The 24493-nt window shown below is 19.5% G+C and carries 19 protein-coding genes; 11 read left to right on the top strand and 8 right to left on the bottom strand.

Translation table 11 applies throughout. The features are described from left to right. Window positions 1-79: 79 nt before the first annotated feature. A complete protein-coding gene (gene tsf, locus RJT80_RS00840) occupies window positions 80-871 on the bottom strand; it encodes a translation elongation factor Ts (RefSeq protein ID WP_343187915.1) in 792 nt (263 codons plus the stop codon). A gap of 105 nt (window positions 872-976) precedes the next feature. After that, window positions 977-1693 carry a 30S ribosomal protein S2 gene (rpsB, locus tag RJT80_RS00835; RefSeq protein WP_343187914.1) on the bottom strand — a complete coding sequence of 239 codons (717 nt, stop codon included), beginning with the start codon at window positions 1691-1693 and terminating at the stop codon, window positions 977-979. A 281-nt stretch (window positions 1694-1974) separates the two neighbouring features. Here rpsB and map point away from each other — a divergent pair, with 281 nt between their 5' ends. Both map and dapD read left to right on the top strand, forming a co-directional pair. Further along, entirely contained in the window at window positions 1975-2709 is a 735-nt protein-coding gene (map, locus tag RJT80_RS00830) for a type I methionyl aminopeptidase (RefSeq protein WP_343187948.1), read from the top strand. 55 nt (window positions 2710-2764) lie between these two features. After that, complete coding sequence (gene dapD, locus RJT80_RS00825; RefSeq protein ID WP_343187913.1) at window positions 2765-3592, top strand: 2,3,4,5-tetrahydropyridine-2,6-dicarboxylate N-succinyltransferase; 828 nt, start codon at window positions 2765-2767, stop codon at window positions 3590-3592. Between the two features lie 113 nt (window positions 3593-3705). On the opposite strand, the gene RJT80_RS00820 is transcribed toward dapD, so the two are convergent. Continuing rightward, window positions 3706-5220, bottom strand: coding sequence for a trypsin-like peptidase domain-containing protein (locus RJT80_RS00820; RefSeq protein WP_343187912.1), 1515 nt, complete (start codon window positions 5218-5220; stop codon window positions 3706-3708). Between the two features lie 529 nt (window positions 5221-5749). On the opposite strand from RJT80_RS00820, the gene ilvB reads away from it, so the two are divergent. The 7 genes from ilvB (at window position 5750) to RJT80_RS00785 (ending at window position 12557) form a co-directional block, all read left to right on the top strand. Then, window positions 5750-7462, top strand: a complete 1713-nt coding sequence (gene ilvB / locus RJT80_RS00815; RefSeq protein ID WP_343187911.1) for a biosynthetic-type acetolactate synthase large subunit — start codon at window positions 5750-5752, stop codon at window positions 7460-7462. Window positions 7463-7473: 11 nt separating this feature from the next. Then, window positions 7474-7974, top strand: coding sequence for an acetolactate synthase small subunit (gene ilvN / locus RJT80_RS00810; RefSeq protein ID WP_343187910.1), 501 nt, complete (start codon window positions 7474-7476; stop codon window positions 7972-7974). A gap of 27 nt (window positions 7975-8001) precedes the next feature. After that, a complete protein-coding gene (gene rsmH / locus RJT80_RS00805) occupies window positions 8002-8928 on the top strand; it encodes a 16S rRNA (cytosine(1402)-N(4))-methyltransferase RsmH (RefSeq protein WP_343187909.1) in 927 nt (308 codons plus the stop codon). Window positions 8929-9077: 149 nt separating this feature from the next. Next, window positions 9078-10310 carry a cell division protein FtsA gene (gene ftsA / locus RJT80_RS00800; protein WP_343187908.1) on the top strand — a complete coding sequence of 411 codons (1233 nt, stop codon included), beginning with the start codon at window positions 9078-9080 and terminating at the stop codon, window positions 10308-10310. Window positions 10311-10336: 26 nt separating this feature from the next. After that, window positions 10337-11479, top strand: a complete 1143-nt coding sequence (gene ftsZ, locus RJT80_RS00795) for a cell division protein FtsZ (protein ID WP_343187907.1) — start codon at window positions 10337-10339, stop codon at window positions 11477-11479. A 182-nt stretch (window positions 11480-11661) separates the two neighbouring features. Beyond that, window positions 11662-12000 (top strand): iron-sulfur cluster insertion protein ErpA, encoded by a 339-nt coding sequence (gene erpA, locus RJT80_RS00790; RefSeq protein WP_343187906.1) that lies wholly within the window; start codon window positions 11662-11664, stop codon window positions 11998-12000. A 425-nt stretch (window positions 12001-12425) separates the two neighbouring features. After that, window positions 12426-12557, top strand: a complete 132-nt coding sequence (locus tag RJT80_RS00785) for a hypothetical protein (RefSeq protein ID WP_343187905.1) — start codon at window positions 12426-12428, stop codon at window positions 12555-12557. Window positions 12558-12826: 269 nt separating this feature from the next. On the opposite strand, the gene lpdA is transcribed toward RJT80_RS00785, so the two are convergent. The 5 genes from lpdA to truA form a co-directional block, all read right to left on the bottom strand. Beyond that, a complete protein-coding gene (gene lpdA, locus RJT80_RS00780) occupies window positions 12827-14236 on the bottom strand; it encodes a dihydrolipoyl dehydrogenase (RefSeq protein ID WP_343187904.1) in 1410 nt (469 codons plus the stop codon). A 63-nt stretch (window positions 14237-14299) separates the two neighbouring features. Continuing rightward, window positions 14300-15523 carry a 2-oxo acid dehydrogenase subunit E2 gene (locus RJT80_RS00775; RefSeq protein WP_343187903.1) on the bottom strand — a complete coding sequence of 408 codons (1224 nt, stop codon included), beginning with the start codon at window positions 15521-15523 and terminating at the stop codon, window positions 14300-14302. Between the two features lie 16 nt (window positions 15524-15539). Further along, window positions 15540-18209 carry a pyruvate dehydrogenase (acetyl-transferring), homodimeric type gene (aceE, locus tag RJT80_RS00770; RefSeq protein ID WP_343187902.1) on the bottom strand — a complete coding sequence of 890 codons (2670 nt, stop codon included), beginning with the start codon at window positions 18207-18209 and terminating at the stop codon, window positions 15540-15542. A gap of 447 nt (window positions 18210-18656) precedes the next feature. Further along, window positions 18657-21368 (bottom strand): preprotein translocase subunit SecA, encoded by a 2712-nt coding sequence (gene secA, locus RJT80_RS00765; RefSeq protein WP_343187901.1) that lies wholly within the window; start codon window positions 21366-21368, stop codon window positions 18657-18659. Between the two features lie 248 nt (window positions 21369-21616). Beyond that, complete coding sequence (truA, locus tag RJT80_RS00760; protein ID WP_343187900.1) at window positions 21617-22396, bottom strand: tRNA pseudouridine(38-40) synthase TruA; 780 nt, start codon at window positions 22394-22396, stop codon at window positions 21617-21619. Window positions 22397-22658: 262 nt separating this feature from the next. Here truA and dksA point away from each other — a divergent pair, with 262 nt between their 5' ends. Beyond that, window positions 22659-23108, top strand: a complete 450-nt coding sequence (dksA, locus tag RJT80_RS00755; protein ID WP_343187899.1) for an RNA polymerase-binding protein DksA — start codon at window positions 22659-22661, stop codon at window positions 23106-23108. A 161-nt stretch (window positions 23109-23269) separates the two neighbouring features. Next, complete coding sequence (gene pcnB, locus RJT80_RS00750) at window positions 23270-24457, top strand: polynucleotide adenylyltransferase PcnB (RefSeq protein ID WP_343187898.1); 1188 nt, start codon at window positions 23270-23272, stop codon at window positions 24455-24457. The last annotated feature ends 36 nt before the right edge of the window (window positions 24458-24493 follow it).

Raw genomic sequence — 24493 nt, 5'->3', positions numbered from 1 at the left:
TTAAAAAATAATTTTAAAAATTTTATAAAAATATAATTTATTATATATAAATTATTTATTTTATTAAAAAATTCTATCTTTAAACTTCCCCCATCTCAAATCGTAAAAAATTTTTTAAAACAATTTTATTTTCTAATAAAAAATTTTCTACTGTTTTTTTAGAATCTAAAATAAATAATTGTTTTAATAAAGTAATTTCACTAAAAAATTTTTTCATTCTACCAGAAACTATTTTTTTTGCTATAGAATGAGATTTTCCTGTTTGAGTAGACATAGATAATTGAATATTTTGTTCACGTAAAACAATATCTTTAGGTACACTTTCTGGATTTAAATATAATGGTTTACTTGCTGCAATATGCATTGCAATATTTTTAGTTAAAATATCATTACTTGAATTACTTTGTACAAGAACTCCAATTCTTGATCTATGAATATATGAATTAATAAAATTTCCAATTAACACAGAAAATCTAGAAATTTTAATATTTTCTCCTATAATAGAAACTAAATTTGTTCTTTCTGATTCAAATAAAATTCTTAAATCATTCAAATTATTAATATTTTTTTTTAATGCTGTTTGAATTATTTTATTACCAAAATTAATAAAATATTTATCTTTAGAAACAAAATCTGTTTCACAATTTAATTCTAATAATGCTCCAATATTTTTTTTTATACCAGAAAAAATAGATCCTTGTAATGTTTTTCTAGAAAATTTATTTAATGCTTTTGAAATACCTTGTTTTCTTAAATAATCAATTGAAGAATTAATATCTCCTTTTTTTTTTAATAAAGCTTTTTTACAATCTAATATACCAACACCAGTAATCGATCTTAATTCTTTTACCAACTTAGATGAAATTTTCATTTTTTTCCTATAATGTAAAAAATAATTTTTTTAAAAATAAAAAAAAAAATAATTTGATATTATTTGTAATCTAAATAATATAAAAATATTAAATAAATAATTTAATTATTTTTTTATTTTTTTGAATGTATTTTTTTTTATTTTTGTATAATTTTCTTGAATTACTGAAATTACTTTATTTAAATAAAAATTAACAGATCTTATTGCATCATCATTTCCTGGAATAATAAAATTTATTCCATCTGGATTAGAATTTGTATCTACAATTGAAAATATTGGAATACCTAAATTATGTGCTTCTTTTATTGCAATATTTTCATAATCTGCATCAATTATAAATAAACAATCAGGAATTCCTCCCATATCTTTAATTCCACCTAAACTATTTTCTAATTTTAATAACTTTCGTGTTCTAATTAAAGCTTCTTTTTTTGTTAATTTATTAAATGTTCCATCTTTAGATTGAATTTCTAAATTTTTTAAATACTGTATAGATTGTCTTACAGTTTTCCAATTTGTTAACATTCCACCTAACCAACGATAATTTACATAATATTGTTTACAAAGAATAGCACAATTTTTAATTAAACTGCTCGCTGATTTTTTAGTTCCAACAAATAAAATTTTTCCATTTTTAGAATGAATTTTTTTTAATTCTATTAATGCTGTTTGAAACATAGGAAGAGTTTTTTCTAAATTAATAATATGAATTTTATTTTGAGAACCAAATATAAATGGCTTCATCTTTGGATTCCAATAACGAGTTTGATGACCAAAGTGAACACCAGCTTTTAACATATCTTTCATAGAAATATTTATCATATCCATCCTTTAAATTTTAAAGAAAAAATTATAAAAAATTAAAAAAAATAATGATTTTTTTTTATTATATATATTATATATAATTTAATGTAAATTTATATTAAATAAATATTAAAAAATATAAATATTAACAAAAAATTAATAAAAAATGTATTATATTTATATATTTAAAAAAAATATAAAAAATATAAAATTTTAATAAAATATTTTATTTCTTTTGAATTAAAAATATAAGGTTTAATAGAGTGATTATTATTAAAAATAATTTTGATATAAAAAAAATGAAAGAAGTTGGAAAATTAACTTCTAAAGTTCTTACCATGATAAAAAAAAAAATTGATATAGGAATAAGTACAGAAGAAATAAATAATATATGTCATGATTATATTTATAACAAATTAAAAGTTACTTCAGCATGCTTAGGATATAAAAAATACCCAAAATCTATATGTATCTCTGTAAATGATGTAGTTTGTCATGGAATACCTAATAAAAACATAATTTTAAAAAATGGAGATATATTAAATATTGATATTTCATTAAAAAAAGATGGATATTTTGGTGACTCATCTCAAATGTTTTTAATAGGAAAATGCTCAAAAATAGCAAAAAAACTATGTAAAATTACTTTAAAAAGTTTATATGAATCAATAAAAATAATTAAACCAGGAATTAAATTAAGAAAAATTGGACAAACTATTCAAAATATAGCATATAAAAATAATTTTTCTATAGTAAAAGAATATTGTGGGCATGGAATTGGTAAAAGTTTTCATGAAGAACCATATATATTACATTATGATTCACCAAATCAAGAAATTATTTTAAAAGAAAATATGATATTTACAATAGAGCCAATGATTAATGAAGGGAAAAGACATATTATATGTGATAAAGATTTATGGACAATTAGAACACGTGATAAGAGTTTATCAGCACAATATGAACATACTATTTTAATAACAAAAAATGGATATGAAGTATTAACATTAAGAAAAAATGAAAAAATTGTTTAATTTTTTTAAACCAAAAAATTTATTAAAAATATAGATTTATTTTAGGAAATATTATATGGAAAATTTAAAAAATATTATAAAAAAAACGTATAAACAAAAAGAAAAAAACTTATTTAAAAAAAAAAATGAAAAAATAATTAATGCTATTTACTCTGTTATACATATGATTAATTTAGGAAAATTAAGAGTTTCAGAAAAAATAAATAATATATGGATTACTCATCAATGGATTAAACAAGCTATTTTATTATTTTTATATTTAAAAAAAAACAAAATATTTAATGGAAAAATTACAAATTATTACGATAAAATTAAATTAAAATATAAAAATTATACAACAAAAGAATTTAAAAGAGATAAAGTTAGAATAGTTCCTTCAGCAATCGTAAGATACGGTTCATTTATTGAAAAAAATACTGTTTTAATGCCTTGTTTTATTAATATCGGAGCATATATTGGAAAAAATACAATGATTGATACATGGTCTACTATAGGATCTTGTGCTCAAATAGGAAACAATGTACATATATCCGGAGGGGTTGGAATTGGTGGAGTATTAGAACCGTTACAAAATAATCCAACTATTATTGAAGATAATTGTTTTATTGGAGCAAGATCTGAAATTGTTGAAGGAGTAATAATAGAACATGGATCAGTAATATCAATGGGTGTATTTATTGGACAAAGTACTAAAATTTATGATAGAACAGAAGATAAAATTTACTTCGGAAGAGTTCCAAAAAATTCAGTTGTAGTATCTGGAAATATTTTATCTAAAAATAAAAAATATAGCTTATATAGTGCTATTATAGTTAAAAAAGTTGATTCAAAAACATTAACTAAAGTTGAAATAAATAATTTATTAAGAGGTCAAATTAAATAAATATTTTTTATATTATTTTAATTTATATTTTAAAAATCAAACTTAAACATTTTTCTTTAAACCGCCCAAAAAAAAAAATTAAGGGCGGAGAATAACATATTTTATATAACAATTTAAGAAATAATTTTAAAAATTAATTTATTATTCCTCATAATTTCTAAAATTATAATATCTTCATTAATTAACAAAGCATCTTTAAATGTTTGAATATCTTTAACTGGTGTCATATTTACTGATGTGATAATATCATTTTCAAGTAAACCAGATCTTTTTGAAAAACTCTTATCTAAAAATTTATTTATAATAATTCCATTTACAGATGGTAAAACAAATTTTTTTATTTTATGGTTCTTCATATCATTAGATAATTTTTCTTTATCATATTCTGATATTAAAGCTCCCTGTAATTTATAATGAAATTTTCCTGCATATAAAATATTTCTTTTATAATCATGTAATTTTGCTGATATATTATAATATCTATTGTTTCTAAAAACTTTTAAAAAAATAGAATCATTAGGTAAAAAATTTACTAATTCTCTTTTAAACAAAATAGAATCAGTAACATCTTTTGAATTTAAAGAAGTAATAATATCTCCAATTTTTAAACCTGCTTCTTCAGCAGAAGAATTTTTATAAATTTTATTTACAATTATTGCTTCTTTATCTAAAGGTAATGCTAATTGAAATATCATATCTTTAGATAAATTAGATGCTGAAATCCCTAAAGAACTTAAATGAATATCTCCATATTTTAATATATCATTAATAAATCTTACTATAATACGACTTGGAATAGAAAAACCTAAACCAATATTTCCTGATTCAGGATTACTAGATAACATAGATGTATTAATTCCAATTAATTTACCTTCTAAATTAAATAAAGGACCACCTGAATTCCCATGATTAATAGCAGCATCAGTTTGAATAAAATTATCAAATACATTATTTGTATCAATAATTCTATTCAATGATGAAACAATTCCTAAAGTAACTGAATTATTTAAATTATATGGACTTCCAATTGCAAAAACAGGATCTCCAATATTTACATTAGTAGAATTATCAATTTCTATTGATTGTAAATTTTCGGCATCAATTAATTTTAACAAAGCTAAATCAATTTTTTTATTCTTTCCAATCATATAAGCTTCATATTCTTTCCCATCATCTAAAATCACTTCTATTTTAGAAGCATTACTAATAACATGATAATTTGTAAGAACATAAGAATTTTTAGAATCAATAATAACTCCAGATCCTAATTTACTATTACAATCATCTTCACAAATTTTTTCATTAATTATTTTTTTTAATATTGGTTGTTTATAAAAATTACTTTCATATTTCAATATATTATTTTGAGAATTTGATAAATAATCAATTTTTTTTTGATTTAAAGAATCATCATAATAATATCCATGATATAAATTATCAAAATCTGTAATGATCCTTACTACAGAAGGTAAAATTTTTTTTATAATAGGAGATAAATTTTGTTGAATTTTAATATTATTAATATTATTTTTTTTATCTGAAGAAAAAATAGATTTTGAAAAAATTATATTTGTTACACAAATACAAATTAAAATAAAAAATTTTATAAATGATATTTTTTTTTTCATAATACGTCTCAAAAAATTAAATTCATTTTTTTTAAAAATTAAAAATTTTTAAAAAATAGATAAAAATATAATTTTTATAAAACAAATTATATTTTTTTAAATTTTATAAAAAAATAATTTTATATATATAATATTTTTAGATAAATATTTTTTATATAAATTAATAATATAAATATAATAAATATGAAAAATATTGATATTTTTTATTAAAATATATAAAAAATATAAAAATTTTTAATAAACATTTTTTATAATAAAATTATAAATAAATTAATTAAAATTATTTTTTTTTTAAAATTAAATAATAAATATATATTATATAATTTAATAAAAACCTTTAAAATTATTTTTTTTAAAATATTAATATATTTTTATTAAATTTATTGATTTATAATAAAAAAATTATAAAAAAAAAAAAAAGAAAGAAAAAATGAAAATAAAAAAAATAAAAATAAAATTTATATAAAAATTATTTAATTTTTTATAATTTATTATTATATTTTAAAATACTATAATAAGAGCTAATCATATGAAAATTTTTTCTGGAGCTGAAATTGTTGTAAAATCATTAATTGATCAAAAAATAAAATATATTTTTGGATATCCAGGAGGGGCTGTTTTAGAAATATATGATGCATTGAATAGAATAAATAAAATTAAACATATACTAGTTCGACATGAACAAGCTGCAACTCATATGGCTGATGGTTATGCTAGATCTACAGGAAAAACTGGTGTAGTTTTAGTCACATCAGGACCAGGAGCAACTAATTCTATTACAGGAATTGCTACAGCTTATATGGATTCAATCCCAATGATTATTATTTCTGGTCAAGTTGATTTAAAACTTATTGGATATGATTCTTTTCAAGAATGCGATATGATAGGAATTTCTAGACCAATAGTTAAACATAGTTTTCTAGTAAAAAAAATAGAAGATATTCCATTAATTATCAAAAAATCATTTTTTATTGCTTCTACAGGAAGACCAGGACCTGTAGTAATAGATTTACCAAAAAATATTTTATCTTCAGAAAAAAAAAGACCTTATCATTCTCCTAATTATGTTAAGATTCGTTCTTATAAAACAAAAATTAAAATAAACAAAGTTATAATAAAAAAAGCTTTTCAAATAATTATTAATTCAAAAAAACCAGTAATATATATTGGTGGGGGAGTTATAAATTCTAATAGTTCAAAAGAATTAAAATATTTTTCAGAAAAAATAAATGCTCCAGTTACTAGTTCTTTAATGGGTTTAGGAGGATTTCCAGGAACTCATAAACAAAGTCTTGGAATGTTAGGCATGCATGGAACATATTCTGCTAATATGAGTATGCATTATTCAGATGTTATTTTTGCATTAGGAGTAAGATTTGATGATAGAACAACAAATAATATAAAAAAATATTGTCCAAATTCAACTATTATTCATGTAGATATAGATCCATCTTCAATTTCAAAAACAATTAAAGCAAAAATTGAAATAATAGGTGATATAAAAAAAATATTAAAAAAATTTAATTCTCTTTTAAAAAAATATAAAAAAATTAATAAAAAAAAATTAATTCCATGGTGGAATAAAATAATTCAATGGAATAAAATTAATATTTTTAAAAATAAAAATAATGAAAAAAATATTAAACCACAAAATGTTATTAAAATTATTTATAAATTAACACAAGGAAAATTTTATATTACTTCTGATGTTGGTCAACATCAAATGTTTTCAGCATTATATTATTTATTTGATAAACCAAGAAAATGGATTAATTCAGGAGGTTTAGGAACAATGGGTTTTGGATTCCCAGCTGCTTTAGGAGTAAAGTTAGCGTTTCCAAAAAAAAATGTTATTTGCATCACAGGAGATGGAAGTATACAAATGAATATTCAAGAATTATCTACTGCAATGCAATATAATTTACCTATTTTAATATTAAATTTAAATAATAGTTCTTTAGGAATGGTAAAACAATGGCAAGATATTATATATTCTGGAAGATATTCACAATCATATATGAAATCTTTACCAAACTTTATAAAACTTGTTCAATCATATGGACATATTGGAATATCAATTTCAAAAAATAATGAATTAAAAAAAAAATTAAAAAAATCTCTTAAATATCTTTCTAAAAATAAACTTGTTTTTGTAGATATAAAAATTGATAAATCAGAACATGTTTATCCAATGCAAATTAAAGGAGGATCAATGAAAGATATGAAACTTAAAAAAAAATAACAGGAAAATAAATGATTAAAAAAAATTTATTAATCTTATTAGAAAATCAATCAGATGTTTTATCTAGAATAATAAATATATTTTTTAAAACTGGATATCAAATTAAAAATATTTCTATATCTAAACAAAAAAAAGATAAAACATTATCTTATATGAATATTCAAGTCTTAGGAAAAAAAAAATTTATTCCACAAATAATTAAACAATTATATAAATTAATTGATGTTTTAAAAATTACTATTCTAAATAAAAAAAAATATATAGAAAGAGAAATACTTTTAATAAAAATAAAAATTAAAAAAAAAAATATAGAAAAAATAAAGATATTAATAAAAAAATTTAAAATAAAAATAGTTTCTATTTATAAAAAAAAATATATATTACAAATAGTAAATAAAAAAAGTAAAATACAAAAATTATTAAAAATAATTCAAACAATTGGAAATATAATTAAAATATCTAGATCAGGTTTAATTGCAATTTCTAGAATTAAAAAATTTAAACATAATTAAAAAAAAATAAAATATTATAAAAAAAATATGCATATTCCAGTATTATTAAAAGAATCTATTAAATCCTTAAATATCAAAAAAAATGGAATTTATATTGATGCAACATTTGGTTCAGGTGGTCATAGTAAAGAAATTTTAAAAAAAATTGGAAAAAATGGAAATTTATATGCCATTGATCGAGATCCTGAATCAATAAAAATAGCAAACAATATAAAAGATTCTAGATTTCATATTATTCAAGGATTATTTTCAAATATTTTTAAATATTGTAAAAAATTTAAAATTTTAAAAAAAATAAATGGAATAATAGTAGATTTAGGAATGTCTTCTATACAATTAAATAATAAAAAAAGAGGATTTTCTTTTAAAAAAAATGGTCCATTAGATATGCGAATGAATCAAAAAGAAGGAATTTCAGCATCTCAATGGTTAATGAATTCTAATCAAAAAAAAATTTCTTATATTTTAAAAAAATATGGAGAAGAAAAATACGCAAAACAAATTGCATATAATATTGTAAAAAATAATAAAAAAAATCCAATAATAAATACATATCAACTTTCAAAAATTATATTACATTCAACACCATATCAAAAAAAAAATTCTTCAAGAAGAAGTTTTCAAGCTATTAGAATTTATCTAAATAACGAATTAAATGAATTAAAAAATTTTTTAAATAATATTACAAATATTTTAGCTCCTAATGGAAAATTATGTATAATTAGTTTTCATTCTTTAGAAGATAGAATTATTAAACAATTTATGTTTAAAAATAGTCGAAAAATACCTAATTTACCTATTTCTATTCCATTAACAGAAAAGGAATTAATCAAAATAAATATAAAAAAAAATATATTAAAAATATATAAAAAAATATTTCCTTCAAAAAAAGAAATTTTATATAACTCCAGATCAAGAAGTGCTATTCTTCGAATAGCTAAATTAAAAAAATAATATTTTTTAAAATTTAAAAAAAAAAACAAATACAATAAAAAATTCTGTTTTTTTTTTATTTTTTTATATAACAAAATATAAAATTATAAAAAATAATTTTAGATAATCGTTTAAAATAATAATTTTTATTTATAAAGAGTTTAAAAATGATGATAAAATCACAAAATAAAGAACTAGTAGTAGGATTAGATATTGGAACTACGAAAGTTGCATCTTTAATAGGAGAAATTTTACCAAATAAAGAAATTAATATTATTGGATTAGGAAATTATCCATCTAAAGGAATTAATATAGGAAATATTAATAATTTAAAATCCATAATAAAATGTATTAAAAAATCAATTAGACAAGCAGAAGAAATGTCTAAAAAAAAAATATATTCAATAAATTTATCATTTTCAAATAAATACATTAATTATATAAATGAAAAAGGAATGGTCAAAATAAAAAAAGGAGAAGTTCAAAAATATGACATTAAAAAAGTACTAAATATAGCAAAATCTGTTAAAATTAATAATGAATATCATATTTTACATGTTATTCCTCAAGAATATATGGTAGATAATAATAAAGGAATAAAAAATCCATTAGGATTATCAGGAATACGTATGAAATCCAATGTTCATTTAATTACTTCTAATTATAACATAGAAAAAAACATTATTAAAGCAGTAGAAAAATGTAAATTAACAATTAATAAAATTATTTTTTCAGGATTAGCATCAAGTAAAGCAATTTTAACAAATGAAGAAAAAAAATTAGGTGTATGTATGATAGACATGGGAGGAGGAACAATGGATATATTAATATATATTGATGGTTCTTTACAATATACTAAGGTTATTCCATATTCTGGAAATTCAATTACTCAAGATATCTCTTATGCTTTTTCTTCTTCAATATCTGATGCTGAAAAATTAAAAATAAAATATGGATGTGCTTCAAAATTTCTCCAAGAAAATATAAATAATATTAAAGTTACTACATCAAATAGTAATGAAACACAAATACTAAATCAAGAAAAATTAACAAAAGTAATTGAATTAAGATGTATAGAATTGTTTGAATTAATTAATAATAAAATTTTAAATTTACAAAAAAAATTTAAAAAAAAAGGTTATAAATATCATATAAATAGTGGAATTGTTTTAACAGGAGGTGTTTCAAAAACAAAATTTTTAATTAATTGTGCAGAAAAAATATTTCAATTACCTGTACGTATAGGTTATACAAAAAATATTACAGGATTAATTAATCACGTTAAAATGCCAGAATATTCTACTGTAATTGGATTATTGCATTATCATAAAAAAAAAAAAATAAATAATTTTTTAAATAAAAAAAATACTTGGTTATATAAATTAAAAAATTTATTTTTATAAATCAATAAAAATTAGAGGTAATTCTTATGTTTGAATCAGTTGAAGTTGGAAGTGATGCAGTAATTAAAGTTATTGGAGTAGGTGGTGGTGGTGGAAACGCTGTAGAATATATGGTAAAAGAAAAAATAGAAGGAGTAGAATTTTTTGCAATTAATACAGACGCTCAAGCATTAAGAAAAATTGAAGTTGAACAAATTATACAAATTGGAATAAACATTACTAAAGGACTAGGAGCTGGAGCAAATCCTGAAATTGGAAAAACATCTGCAGAAGAAGATAAAGAAATACTTAAAACAGCTTTAGAAGGAGCTGATATGATATTTATAGCAGCTGGAATGGGTGGAGGAACAGGAACAGGAGCAGCTCCAGTTATTGCAGAAGTTGCAAAATCGTTAGGAATATTAACTGTTGCTGTAGTAACTAAACCGTTTCACTTTGAAGGAAAAAAAAGAATGCTGTGTGCAGATCAAGGAATTTTAGAATTATCTAAATATGTTGATTCATTAATAATTATTCCAAATGATAAATTATTAAAAGTATTAAATAGAGGAATTTCTTTATTAGATGCATTTAGTGCAGCAAATAATGTTCTAAAAGGAGCGGTTCAAGGAATTGCAGAATTAATTACAAGACCTGGTTTAATGAATGTTGATTTTGCTGATGTAAGAACAGTAATGTCAGAAATGGGATATTCAATGATGGGAACTGGGATTTCTTCTGGAGAAAATAGATCTGAAGAAGCTGCAGAAATCGCAATATCTAGTCCTTTATTAGAAGATGTTGATTTATCAGGAGCTCAAGGTGTATTAGTAAATATTACAGCTGGAATGAATTTAAGATTAGATGAATTTGAAATAGTTGGAAATACAATAAGAGCTTTTTCATCAGATAATGCTACAGTAGTTATTGGAACATCTTTAGATCCAGAAATGAATGATGAATTAAGAGTTACAGTAGTTGCAACAGGAATAGGATTAGAAAAACAATTAGAAATGCATAAAAAAAATAATAACTCTACTAATGATAGATTAAATGATTATCGCTATAAGAAATTAAATTCTTTAGAAATATCTAAAAAAATAAATAATAAAAATATAAAAAATAAAAAAAAATATTCAACTTCTAATAAATCTTATTTAGATATTCCTACATTTTTAAGAAAAAAATAAAATTTTATAAATTATTTTTTTATTATTAATAATTTTAAATATAACACAAATTATAAAATATTTTAATTAAAAAAAATATTTTTTTAAATTAATAATTATTTTTATATATTTTATATATTATTTAAAAAAATTTAAAAAAAAAATATAAAAAATTTTTAATATAAAAATTATAGAGAATAATAATGAAAAAAAAAAATTATTATAAACTAAAACTAACTAATTCAGCTATTTATTATATTGAAAAATTAATGAAAAAAAAAAAAAATATTAAATTTAGAATATATGTTACAGGAGGAGGATGTAGTGGATTTGAATATGGATTTAAGTTTGAAAAAAAAATAAACTTAGATGATATTATCATAAAAAAATCTAATATATTTATAATAATTGATCCAATAAGCATTCAGTATTTAATTGGAGGAGAAATAGATTATATTGAAAATTTAAATGGATCAAAATTTATTATAAACAATCCAAATGCCAAATCAACTTGTAGTTGCGGAACTTCTTTTAATATTTAAAAATATGTTTAAAAAAAATAAAAATAATAATTGTTTCTTCATTAAAAATTATAATTTTATCTAAAAAAATAATTTTATTAAAAAAAATATATTAAATCTATTTATAAAAAATATTTTATAAAAATTAGAAATAAGTAAAATATCTTCTAAAATTAAATTTTTATTATTATTAAAAAAATATAAACTAAATCTTATTAATTAATATTAAAACAAGCTGGAAGTTTAACAAAAAATTTCAAAATTGGAGATTATATCGTCTTTAATAAACTTTATTATCATGATTGTTGATATAACTTAATTTAATAATTCTATTGATTAAATCAAAAGTTTTCTAAAAAATTTAACGTAAACTTAAATTTTTTTTTAAAAAATAAAAAATTTTTTAAAAAAAAATAACATAAAATTTAAAACTAGTGTATCTCTAAATGGAGATTGAGAATTTAATTAATAATAAAAAAGTTAAAAAATTTTTAAAATTTTTTACTAAATCAATATCAGTAGATATGGAATCTTATAAAGATAACTCAAACATGTTATATTCAAAACTCCATTTTTAATTATACAAACTATTTTTTATTTTTAAAATGATAATTCTCATATATAAAAAAATAATAATTATGTAATAAAAAAGTATTCAAATTTAATATATAAATTAATAAATTTTTTATAAAAAAATTTTAAACAAATAAATTATATTATAAAATTAACATAATTTTGATGTTATGTAAAAATATTTATCATTCATAACATCAAAAAAAAAAAAAAAAAAAAAAAAAAACAACAAAAAAAAATAATATAAAAAATTTGAAAATAAAATAATATCAAGTTATTTTATATTTAATAAATCAGTCATAGTTCCTTCTGCCATTTTTGAAGAAGATTGAATAGATTCATATAAAGTTGGATGAGCATGCATAGTTAAAGAAATATCTGAAATATCACACCCCATTTCTATAGCTAAAGTAATTTCTCCTAATAATTCTCCAGCTGTTCTACCAACAATTGCTCCTCCAATAATTTTATTATTTATTTTATTAAAAATTAATTTAGTTATTCCATTAGATGAATTTGATACACATGCTCTTCCAGAAGCTTTCCATGGAAAAGTTGAACTTTTAAATTTTAAATTTTGTTTAATTGCTTCTTTTTCAGTTAATCCAACCCAAGAAACTTCAGGATCTGTATAACAAATATTTGGAATGATATTTGTATCAAAATAATGATTTTTTCCAGAAATAACTTCAGCTGCAATATGAGCTTGATAAATTCCTTTATGAGCTAACATTGGATTACCTGTCACATCACCTATTGCAAAAATTCCAGGAACATTTGTTTGACATTGATTGTTTACAATAATAAATTTTTTATTATCTTGATTTACTCCAGCATTATATAAATTTAATAAATCTATATTAGGAAATCTCCCTATAGAAACAAGAATAACATCATATTGTTTTTCTTCTATTATTTGTTTTCTTTTTATTTTAACAGAAATATTTTTTTTTGAAAAATTCATACTGTCAATTTTAGAATTTAACATTAAATTAAATCTATTTTTTATAGATTTAATAAAAAATAAACTTACATCATCATCTGCAGAAGAAAATATAGTATTTGAATTTTCTATTACATCTACTTTAGATCCTAAAGAACTATATACTGTTGCCATTTCTAAACCAATAACTCCTGCTCCAATAATTAACATTTTTTTTGGAATACAAGGAATATTTACTGCATCTGTAGAATTCCATATTCTTTTATCTCTAGATTTTATATAAGGTAATTTTATAGCACTAGATCCTGTTGCAATAATTATATTTTTAAAATATATTTCTTTAATTTCTTGTTTATTTTTTATTAAAATTTTATTTTTATTTATAAAAGAAGCAATTCCTTTTAATATTTTAATATTTCTGTATTTAGATAAAACTTTAAGTCCATCATTCATTTGATGAATTAAATTATTTTTCCAAGATTGAATTTTTTTAAAATTAAATTCTGGTTTATTATTTACAATATTTAATTTAAAAAACTCTTTATATTCTTCTAAAACTTTTGCAAAATGTAAAAGAGCTTTTGATGGAATGCATCCAACATTTAAACAAACTCCACCTAAAACTGAATATTTTTCTATTAAAATAGTTTGAATTCCAAGATCCGAAGCTCTAAATGCAGCAGAATACCCAGCTGGACCTCCACCAATGACAACTAAATCTGTTTTAATGACTTTATTCATTTTAATTTTTTCCAAAAGTTAAAAATTATAAATTAAATTCTTTTAATAACTATAATATTTTTATTAAAATAATAATTTATAAAAATTTTTTAAATTTTTATCTAAATTTTCTATAAAAAGAGCGCCATCTACACCATTAATAACTCTATGATCATAAGATAAAGATAAAGGCAATAACAATCTAGGAACAAAATTATTATTTCTCCAAACCGGCTCTATTGTTGCTCTAGAAATTCCTAAAATTGCTACTTCTGGAAAATTTATAATCGGAGTAAATTGTCCAACATTACAATTTCCTAAATTTGATATAGTAAAACTACCTTGATTCATATCATTCAATTGCAATTCATTATTTCTAGATTTATTAGATAAATATAATAATTCTTTAGATATTTTTTTTATTGTTTTTTTATTTACATTTTTTATAACTGGAACCAATACTCCATCTATAGTATTTACAGCTACTCCAATATTAATATCTTTTTTTATAATAATTCTATCTTTTTTATCATGTAATATACTATTAAATTTTTTAAATTTTAATAAATTTATTGAAATAGCTTTTATAATAAAAGTTAATAAAGTAAATTGTATACCTAATTTTTTATAATTTATATTTATTTTTTTTCTAAAATTTTCTAATTTAGTAATATCAAGTTTTGAAAATTGAGTAACATGAGGAATTTCAATCCAATTTTTAGAAAAAATTTTAGATGAAATATTTTGAATTTTACTTAAAAAAATTGTTTCTTTAAAATTTATATTATTTTTAAAATTATTTTTATTTTTTTTTATTTTATTATTTTGTATAGATTCGACATAATTTATTACATCTTCTTTTAAAATTCTATTTTTTCTACCAGTACCTTTAACTTCTTCAATAGAAATTTTTAATTTTCTACATAATCTTTTAATAGAAGGAGATGAATGAACTAAAATAGATTTTTTATTTTGTTTTTTTTTTTTTATATTATTTACAAATAAATTAGAAGAATCAATTTTTTTATTTTTCAATTTAATAGATTGTTTTTTTAATTTTTTTTTTAAATCAGATTGAATAGGATCTAAAGTTAAAATAGAAGAATTAATTTTCACATGATCTCCTACTTTAACATAAATATCTTTTACTATTCCTATTTTAGGGCATGGTATTTCAATTGAAGCTTTTTGACCCTCAACTACAATTAATCCTTGTTCAAAATCTACCTTTTCCATAGGTTTTACTAAAACTTCAATTACTTCTGCTTGATCAACTCCAATATCTGGTACTTTAATTATAATACTCATAATTTAATATATACCTCTATGATACACGCGGATTAACTTTATCTATTTTAATATTAAATTTTTTTATAGCATTTAAAACTAATTGAACATTTATTTTTCCGCACTTTGCTAATTCTCCTAAAGCAGCTATAACTATATAATATTCATCTATTTCAAAATAACTTCTAAGATTTTTTCTACTATCTGAACGACCATAACCATCTGTTCCTAATACTTTATATGAAGAAGAAGGAATATATTTTCTTACTTGTTCTGCATATAATTTCATATAATCTGTAGAAGCAATAACTGGATTTGAATTCATAACTAATGATATATACGGAATTTTAGGTTTTTTAGAAGGATTTAATAAATTCCATCTATCACAATCTTGACCGTTTCTTGCTAATTCAGTAAAAGAAGTCACACTATATACATCTGAACCAATATTATAGTTTTTAAATAAAATTAATGCTGCTTTTCTTACAATTCTTAATATAGAACCAGAACCTAATAATTGAACAGATAATTTTGTTCCAGAAAAACTTTCTAATTTATATATTCCTTGACAAATTCCATGTTTTGTTTCTTCTTTAAACTCAGGCATAGAATAATTTTCATTTGTAGTAGTAATATAATAATAAATATTTTCTTGTTTTTTTCCATACATTCTTTTTATTCCATTTTGAATAATTACTGCTAATTCATAAGCATATGCAGGATCATAAGATATACAATTTGGAATTGTTAAAGAATGTATATGACTATGCCCATCTTCATGTTGTAAACCTTCTCCATTTAAAGTAGTTCTTCCTGATGTTCCTCCTATTAAAAAACCACGAGCTTGTTGATCTCCTGCAGCCCAAAATAAATCTCCAATTCTTTGAAATCCAAACATAGAATAATAAATATAAAATGCAATCATAGGAAAATTATTCGTACTATAAGAAGTAGAAGCAGCTAACCAAGATGCTGCAGCTCCTAATTCATTAATACCTTCTTGTAATATTTGTCCATTTTTTTCTTCTTTATAATAAGATAATATTTTTCTATCTTGAGGAGTATAATTTTGACCATTAAAATTATATATACCAATTTTACGAAACAACCCTTCCATTCCAAAAGTTCGAGCTTCATCTGCAATAATTGGAACAATTCTATTATTAATTTTTTCATTATTTAATAATATATATAAAATTCTAACGAAAGCTATTGTAGTTGATATTTTTTTTTTTTGTTGTATTAAAAGAGATTTAAAATCATTTAAATCAGGAATAAAAAAATTTTCAGAAAAATTTTGTATTCTTTGTGGAACATATCCTCCTAATTTTTTCCTTTTATTATGTAAATAATTATATTCATCTGAATTTTTTTTAAAAGATATATATGGTAAATTTTTTAAATCTTTATCTAATATTGGTATTTTTAATTTATTTCGAATATTTTTTATATCTTCTAAATCAATTGTTTTGACCTGATGTGCAATATTATTTCCTTCAATATTATTTCCTAAACCATATCCTTTAATTGTATGAAAAAATATTACTACAGGTTTTCCTTTAATATTTTTAGCTTTATTTAAAGCAGAATAAATTTTTTTAAAATCATGTCCTCCTCTATTTAAATTCCATATTTCATTATCAGTCATATCTTTTACTAATTCTAATGTTTCTTTATATTTTCCAAAAAAATTTTTTCTAATATAATTTCCATTTTGTGATTTAAAAGTTTGATAATCCCCATCTAATGTTTCATTCATTAATTGAATTAATTTTCCTGTTTTATCTTTTTTTAATAAAATATCCCATTTATTTCCCCAAATAACTTTGATAGTTTTCCATCCAGCTCCATTAAAAAAACTTTCCAATTCATTAATAATTTTTCCATTTCCTATTACTGGTCCATCTAATCTTTGTAAATTACAATTAATAATAAAAATTAAATTATCTAATTTTTCACGAGCAGCAATATTAATAATTCCTTTAGATTCTGGTTCATCCATTTCTCCATCACCTAAAAACACATAAACAGTTCTTTTTTTTGTATTTTTTAAATTTCTATTTTGCAAATATTTTAAAAATTTAGCTTGATAAATAGAACAAATTGATCCAAGACCCATTGAAACAGTAGGAAATTGCCAAAAATTAGGCATTAATTTTGGATGAGGGTAAGAAGATAAACCTATACCATTTATTTCTTGTCTAAAATTATTTATTTGATTTTTAGAAATTCTACCTTCTAAATAAGCTCTAGAATAAATTCCAGGAGAAATATGTCCTTGAAAATAAATTATATCTCCTGTATTGCAATCATTATTTGCATGAAAAAAATGATTAAAACAAACTTCATAAATCATAGCAGAAGATTGAAAAGAAGATAAATGACCTCCTAAATCTATTTTTTTTTTAGATGCATTCAATACCATCATAATTGCATTCCATCGAACAGCAGAACATATTTTATTTTCTAATTTTATATCTCCAGGATAGATTGGTTCTTTTTTTAAAGGAATTGTATTAATATAATCTGAAATATATTTTTTTGAATTTAAAATTTCAATTTTTTTATACTTTCTTAATATTTCATTAATAATAAATTTCCCTCTTTTGTATCCATCTTTTTTTATTATCGATTCAATCGAATCTAACCAATCTTTAGTTTCTATAGGATCTATATCAATTACATCTTGAAAATAATTTTTAGACATAGAATTCTCCGTTTTTTTTTGTTATTTTTTATAAAAAATATAATATAAAAATTTAAAAAAAAAAAAAAAATATAATTATTATTAAAATATATAAAATAATATTAATAATATCAAAATAAAAATTCTTTTTTTTTTAAAAAAAATTATTTGTAAAAAGATTAAAATTTATCATCTAAATTATGAATATGTATTTTAAAATATAAAAAAACATTTTTTATAATTTTTTAAATAAATAATTTATTAATTTTAAATATTTAATTTTGTTTATTTCAAAATTTTTATTTTATAATAAAATATTATTTTAAAAAAAATATAATATAAATATATATTTTATATTCATTAATTACATTTATAAAAATAAAATATATTTTTTTAATCTTATTAATAATCAATTAATATAATATTTATTTTAAAATATATATAAAATAAAAAATTATGAAAAATTTTTTATTTTAAAATTCCATGACAATGTTTATATTTTTTTTTAGATTTACAAAAACATAATGAATTTCTAGAATATATAGTTTTAGTATTATTTATACTATCAAAATACTTAAATTTTATATTTGTATGTTTTTTTAAAAACTGTCTAGTTTTTTTAAAATATTTAGGATGTATAGAAAATTTATAATTAACATCTTTATTTCCATATGGATCAAAATTAGAAAAACTAATTTTACTTAATTCTAATATTACTTCATATTTTAAAGACTCTAACATATTTGAAAAAATAATAAAAGATTCACGTTTATATTCTATTTTTGGATCTTTTTGAGCATATCCTCTTAAATGTATACCTTGTCTTAAATATTCCATTTCAGATAAATGTTCTTGCCAAAAAAAATCTAATTTTTTTAACATAATAGATTTTTCTATTTCTCTCATATTTTTTTTACCAATAATATTTTCTTTAATTGAATAATTTATATTAAATTTTTCTGAAATTTTTTTATAAATTTCAACTTTAATATTATTGTTATTACTTGTATAAAAATCAAAAAAAAATATTTTAATATTAAATTTTTTAAATAAATATTTTTCAAGAGAAATTAATTTTTTTTTTAAATTAAATAAATCATTCATATCTATAAATTTATTAATAACAGATAAAAAAACATCTTTAGAAATAGTTTTTATTATATTATTAATTTCTTTTTTATTAATTAATAAATTTCTTTGTTTATAAACAACCTTTCTTTGTTCATTAATAATATTATCATATTCTAATAATTGTTTACGAATATCAAAATTCATATTTTCTACTTTTTTTTGAGCATTAGAAATAGCTTTATTTACCCATAAACTTTCAATAGAATCTCCATATTTCATTCCAAATTTTCTCATTATATTCATTATTTTATCAGAAGTAAAAATTCTCATTAATGAATCTTGCATAGATAAATAAAATCTAGAAGAACCAATATCTCCTTGACGACCAGATCTTCCTCTTAATTGATTATCTATTCTTCTTGATTCATGTCTTTCGGTTCCAATTACATGTAAACCACCAACAGATAAAACTAATTGATTATTACGTTTCCATTCTTTTTTATATAAATTTAAATTTTTATTATTTTTTTTTATAGTTTTTTTTTTTTTATCCAAACATCCACCTAAAATAATATCTGTTCCTCGACCAGCCATATTTGTTGCAATAGTTATAGCACCTAATTTTCCTGCTTGAGAAATAATTTGAGCTTCTTGTTTATCAAATTTTGCATTTAAAACTTTATGTTTAATTTTTAATTTATTTAAATAATTAGAAATAATTTCTGATTTTTCTATAGATACTGTTCCAACTAAAACTGGTTGTTTTTTTATATAACACTTTTGAATATCTTTAATAATAGCTTCAATTTTTTCTTTTTCCGTCACATAAATTAAGTCTGAATAATCTTTTCTAATCATTGGTTTATTTGTAGGAATTATAACAGTATCTAAATTATAAATATCTCTAAATTCAAAAGATTCTGTATATGCAGTTCCTGTCATACCAGATAATTTTTTATATAATCTAAAATAATTCTGAAAAGTAATAGAAGCTAACGTTTTATTTTCATTTTTTATTAATAAATTTTCTTTAGCTTCAATTGCTTGATGTAAACCATTAGACCAACGTCTTCCATTCATAATTCTACCAGTATGCTCATCTACTATAACAATTTCATTATTCTTTACTAAATAATCTACATCTCGAGTAAATAATCTATGAGCCTTCAAAGAAGAAGTAATATGATGTAATAATTTTATATTTTTTGAAGAATATAAAGATTCTTTTTCATTAATAATATTTTTTTTTATTAATATTTTTTCTATTTTTACTAAACCTCTTTCAGTAAGATAAACTTGTTTTAATTTTTCATCTAAAAAAAAATCACCAGAACCAACGAAATTTTCTGTGTCTTCTTTTTTTTGAGGAATTAATTTCATAATAATTTTATTAATATAAAAATATAATTTAGAATAATCATCTTCCTCTCCTGAAATTATTAATGGAGTTCTTGCTTCATCAATTAAAATTGAATCAACTTCATCAATTAATGCATAATTTAATTTTCGTTGAACTTTGTTTTTTTTAGATATCACCATATTGTCTCTTAAATAATCAAATCCAAATTCATTATTTGTTCCATACGTAACATCTGAATTATAAGCTTTTTTTTTTAAAGATATTGATAAATCAGGTAAATTTAAACCAACTGTTAAACCCAAAAATTTAAATAAATGTTTATTTTTTTCTGAATCTCTTTTAGCTAAATAATCATTCATGGTAACAACATGAACTCCTTTTCCTAATAATGAATTTAAATATATAGGTAATGTAGAGGTCAGAGTTTTTCCTTCTCCTGTTTTCATCTCTGCTATACATGAATTATTTAAAACAATTCCTCCTAACATTTGTACATCAAAATGTCTTAATCCAAAAACTCTTTTACTTGCTTCTCTAACTGTAGCATACGACTCAATTAATAAATTATCTAATGATTCTTTTTTAGCAAGTCGATTCTTAAAAAATTGAGTTTGTTTTTTTAATTTCTTATCAGTAAAATTTTTATAAATATTTTCTAAATTATTTATTTTTTCTACTATAAGATTTAATTTCATTAATATTTTATCATTTCTACTTCCAAAAATTTTTTTAAAAAAATTTAAAAACATATATTATCTCTTTAATTAAAATGTTAAATTAAACATATTTCTTAATAATTAATTTTTAAATAAAAAAATATTAGTTTAAATTAATAAATTATAAAAAATTTAATTTTTTTTATAAACATAAATAATAATTTATTTATTATTATGAAATAAATTAATTTTATAAATAAAATTTATATATAAAATTTTTTTAAGATATAAATATATTATTTTATATAATCTTAAATAATCAATAATTTCAAAAAAATAAATTAAATATTATTAAAATTACTATTAAGTATTTTAAAACGTTTTGGATAATTTACAGATAATAAATATAATCCTTTAGAAACAGCGGTAGGACCTGCAAATATTCTATTTCTTAAATTTAAAACATTTAATAACCATGATTCATCTTTTTTATTCCTTCCAATTTCAATCAAACAACCTACTATATTACGAACCATTTTATATAAAAAAGCATTTGCAGTAATATCAATAATGATAAAACAATCATTTTTTTTATATACCTCTATTTGAATAATATTTCTCCATGAACTATAAGATTGACATCTAGATGCTCTAAAAGATGAAAAATCCTTTTCTCCTATTAATAATTTACTTGCACGATTCATTTTTTCTACATTTAAAGTAAAAAAAACATTATTTACTCTATGTCTTAAAAGAGAAGATCTAATAAAATTATTATATATAATATATCTATAACTACGAGAAACAGCAGAATAACGAGCATGAAAATCTTTTAAAACAGTTTTTGCCCATATTATAGAAATATCTTTTGGTAAAAGACTATTAACTCCAATTATCCAAGTTACATTTTTTCTATAAGAATAAGTTTTAAAATGTATTACTTGATTATATGCATGAACTCCAGAATCAGTTCTTCCTGCACAAATTATATAAACTTTATGATTTGCTATTTTAGATATTGCTTTTTCCAATTTTTTTTTAATTGAAAAACCTTTTATTTGACTTTCCCATCCATAATAATTGCTCCCATCATATTCTACACCAAAAGCCAATTTCATCATTTTCTGCAACCTTAATATATAAAAAATTTAAAAAAAATTAATTTAAATATTATTAAATTATAAAAATTTAATATATTATAAATCAAAAATATTTTTCCTATAAAAAATAGTATAAAATTTTAAAAAAATAATTATTTTATAAAAAATATTTAATTTTCATATTACAAACATCTCATGTATATTATAAAATCTAAATATATACTGTTAAAATTTTTTATTATTTTTTTTTTAAAAATAAAATTATATTAAGGATAAAATTTTTATGAATAAAAAAAACAAAAAAAGAAATTCATTAAGTATTCTTTCTATTGCTGGAGTATCTTCATATAAAAAAAAAAAAAATGAAAAATATATGAATAACAATCAAATTAAACATTTTAAAAAAATACTTGAAACATGGAAAAAACAACTTAATCCAGATAAAAAAGATTTATATTACATATCAAAAAAATCTTCAAATTTTCCAGATCCAATTGATCGAGCAGTTCAAGAAGAAGAATTTAGTTTAGAATTGAGAAAAAGAGATCGTGAAAATAAATTAATTAGAAAAATTAATAGCACATTAAAAAAAATACAAAATAAAAATTTTGGATATTGCTCTACATGCGATGTAGAAATAGGAATTAAAAGATTAGAAGCAAGACCAACTGCTCATTTATGTATTGATTGTCAAACACTAGAAGAAATTAGAGATAAACAAATATTAGGATAAAAAAAAGATAGTGAAAAAAGATATAATAAATATTTTATTTCACTATCATTTTATATATTTTTTTAAAAAAATATAATATTTAATATTTTAAAAATAAAAAAATATTAAAATATATAAATATTTATTTAATAAAACAAATAATTTAAATGTATATAAATCATATGATAATAATTTCTAAAAAAAAACATAATATATCTCGAAATAAAATTAGTAAAAATGCAATAAAAATTTTATTAAGATTACATAAATCAGGTTATGAAGCATATCTTGTCGGAGGTGGAGTTCGAGATCTTATTATTGGTAATCAACCTAAAGATTTTGATTTAGCTACTAATGCAACTCCATTAGAAATACAAAAATTATTTAAAAATTGTAGACTAATTGGAAAAAGATTTCAAATTGCGCATATTTTATTTAAAAAAGAAACAATAGAAGTATCAACATTTAGAGGTCATAATAATAAAAAAAATATAAAAAAAAAAATATATAAAAAAAAAGAACGTTTAGGTATACTCTTACGTGATAATGTATTTGGACAAATAGAAGAAGATGCTGAAAGACGAGATTTAACTATTAATACTTTATATTTTAATATTATTGATTTAAGTATAAGAGATTATGTTGGAGGAATAAAAGATATAAAAAAAAAAATAATTAGATTAATTGGAGATCCAGAAACAAGATATAGAGAAGATCCAGTAAGAATGCTTAGAGTTATTAGATTTTCTGTTCAATTAAAAATGACAATAGAAAAAAATACAAAAAAAGCAATTCCTAAATTATCTAAACTAATATTACATGTTCCATCAGCTAGATTATATAATGAATTAAATAAACTTTTACAACATGGATTTGGATATCAAGCATATCAAAAATTAAAAAAATTTTGTCTTTTAAAAAAAATTTTTTCATTCCCTTTATTAAATTATAATAAAAAAATTAATTTATTAATTAATACTTTAATTTCTTATGTATTAAAAAATAATGATCAAAGATTTAAAAGAAAAAAAAAAATTAATCCAGCATTTTTATGGTCAGCAATATTATGGTATCCATATTTTATTAATACAATAAAAATAAAAAATAAAAAAAAAATAAATTACAAAGATGCATCTAACATATCTTTAAAATTTATATTAAAAAAAGCATCTTTTAAATTATCTATTCCAAAACAAATTATTTATTCAATTAAAGAAATTTGGAAAAAAACAAATTTTATTACATATAATTCAAAAAAAATATTATTTAAAATAAAAAAAAATAAAAAATTTTTTGAAGCATATAATTTATATATTTTAAAAAAAAAAGTAGAAAAAAATAGAAATTTAAAAAAAATAATACTGAAATAATTACATCTTTTAAAAAATAAAATAATTATTTTTAAA

This window comes from Buchnera aphidicola (Periphyllus koelreuteriae) (genome assembly GCF_039360445.1).
Classification (GTDB): Bacteria; Pseudomonadota; Gammaproteobacteria; order Enterobacterales; family Enterobacteriaceae; genus Buchnera_J; species Buchnera_J aphidicola_BM.
Note: the sequence above shows the minus strand (reverse complement) of the source record. Positions and strands in the feature narration are given on the sequence as shown.